Origin of the sequence: Cobetia sp. 5-25-4-2 (assembly GCF_013374075.1) — a bacterium.
GTDB classification, from domain to species: domain Bacteria; phylum Pseudomonadota; class Gammaproteobacteria; order Pseudomonadales; family Halomonadaceae; genus Cobetia; species Cobetia marina.
Genome location: NZ_BLWK01000040.1, coordinates 1 through 261, shown reverse-complemented (window position 1 = coordinate 261; position 261 = coordinate 1). Strand labels below are relative to the sequence as shown.

Below are 261 nucleotides of genomic sequence, written 5' to 3'. Positions count from 1 at the left end.
CAGTCGTGCTGGAAGAGGCTGACATCACCGCCGACAGCGTGGCGGTCACCATTGCCGCCGACGCCCTGACCGATGGCAGCAGTTACGCCGCGACAGCCGTGATCATCGATGTGGCGGGAAATCGCTCTGCGGCCTCGAACAGTATCGACGTCGCCATCGACATCACTGCGCCGACCGCGCCGGTCATCACTACCATCAGTGACAACGTTGGCGATCTGGCCGCCGCCCTGGTCGACGGTGACAGCACCGATGACACCACCC

Annotated in this window: 1 protein-coding gene; it reads left to right on the top strand. The window is 64.4% G+C overall.

What is annotated here, in order from left to right:
• The coding region (locus HXS65_RS17450; RefSeq protein ID WP_176494552.1) for a hypothetical protein at positions 1–261 on the top strand (261 nt) is incomplete at both ends.